Origin of the sequence: Citrobacter sp. wls757 (assembly GCF_005280935.1) — a bacterium.
Lineage (GTDB): Bacteria > Pseudomonadota > Gammaproteobacteria > Enterobacterales > Enterobacteriaceae > Citrobacter > Citrobacter portucalensis.
The window spans coordinates 63,917-65,293 of record NZ_SZWU01000020.1 but is presented as its reverse complement, the minus strand read 5'-3'; the positions used below and the strand labels follow the sequence as shown (position 1 = coordinate 65,293).

The following is a 1,377-nucleotide window of genomic DNA, read 5'->3' as shown; positions in this document are numbered from 1 at the left end:
GCCGGAAAGACCCGGCGGCGGTGGCTACGTAACGTCTGTCTCTGACTCTCAGCCGTCACGACATATCTGACAGATAGCCCGACAATTACGATTTGTTGTTGCCGTGACTATTTTTGCCCCCTTTTTTGCCTGCCTCTGAAGCGCGTTGCGGGTCATTCTTGAAGTTGCCCCCGCTGTGCTGGCCACCTTTTCGACCTGCTTCTGATGCTCTTTCGCGGTCTTCCGCAAAGTTGCCGGAACCGCCCCGATGGTTTGCCATTACTGACCTCCGTCATTGATTAGACATCATATTGCATAGGTACTGAGGAGTGATACCTCACGCAGCGTTACGGGCGAGGCCCTGAAAATAACTGCGTGGGAATAAGCATAGTGAAGCGTGGCCAGGGCAGACGCTAACTGTAATATCCTGCAACAGGATCAGGAGTGACAAAGAAATAATCACCATAAGAAATCAATAAGTCTTTCTTATGACTACCGAATTCTACCCGGTTAAATATGTATCATTTTGCTACAAAGCAGGTTGTTAGAAAAATTGTTATAAATCAAAGAAGTGATTGTGAAATTTGCACTCCTGACAGTACGTCATATCTTTAAAGGTAGGTAGCGAATCGCTACGGACACGGTTAACTCGAGGAGTAGTGTAAAATGGCAAAAGTTCTGGTGCTTTATTATTCCATGTACGGACACATTGAAACTATGGCCCACGCAGTCGCAGAAGGCGCAAATAAGGTAGATGGCGCGGAAGTGATTATTAAGCGTGTACCAGAGACCATGCAGCCCGAGATTTTCCTTAAGGCTGGCGGCAAAACACAAAACGCACCAGTCGCAACCCCGCAAGAACTGGCTGATTACGACGCCATCATTTTTGGTACCCCCACGCGCTTTGGCAATATGTCCGGTCAGATGCGTACCTTCCTCGACCAGACTGGCGGGCTGTGGGCCTCTGGCGGCCTGTACGGCAAACTCGCCAGCGTATTCAGCTCAACGGGAACCGGCGGCGGTCAGGAACAAACCATTACATCAACCTGGACTACGCTTGCCCACCATGGGATGGTGATTGTACCTATCGGTTACGCGGCGCAAGAGCTGTTTGATGTCTCTCAAGTTCGCGGCGGTACCCCTTACGGTGCAACCACCATTGCCGGAGGCGACGGCTCCCGCCAGCCAAGTCAGGAAGAATTATCTATCGCCCGCTATCAGGGTGAATATGTCGCAGGTCTGGCAGTAAAACTCAACGGCTAATCTTCAACAGGAGGATTCGAATGCCAACTCAAGAAGCGAAAGCCCATCGCGTCGGCGAATGGGCAAGTCTGCGCAATACATCGCCGGAAATAGCCGAAGCCATTTTTGAAGTCGCACATTATGACGAGAAACTGG

The 1,377-nt window shown here is 50.6% G+C and carries 3 protein-coding genes; 2 read left to right on the top strand and 1 reads right to left on the bottom strand.

The annotated features are described in order from the left end of the window. Positions 1–85: 85 nt before the first annotated feature. Positions 86–259, bottom strand: coding sequence for a general stress protein (locus FDW94_RS06355; RefSeq protein WP_003036022.1), 174 nt, complete (start codon positions 257–259; stop codon positions 86–88). Between the two features lie 386 nt (positions 260–645). On the opposite strand from FDW94_RS06355, the gene wrbA reads away from it, so the two are divergent. After that, positions 646–1,242, top strand: a complete 597-nt coding sequence (wrbA, locus tag FDW94_RS06350) for an NAD(P)H:quinone oxidoreductase (protein ID WP_003832057.1) — start codon at positions 646–648, stop codon at positions 1,240–1,242. A 20-nt stretch (positions 1,243–1,262) separates the two neighbouring features. Continuing rightward, a partial coding sequence (locus FDW94_RS06345; RefSeq protein ID WP_283205065.1) for a YccJ family protein occupies positions 1,263–1,377 on the top strand: 115 nt, incomplete at its 3' end.

Excerpts from the sequence above, each read along its gene's own strand:
- FDW94_RS06355 (WP_003036022.1), bottom strand. The coding sequence starts at position 259 with ATGGCAAACCATCGGGGCGGTTCCGGCAACTTTGCGGAAGACCGCGAA.
- wrbA (WP_003832057.1), top strand. The coding sequence starts at position 646 with ATGGCAAAAGTTCTGGTGCTTTATTATTCCATGTACGGACACATTGAA.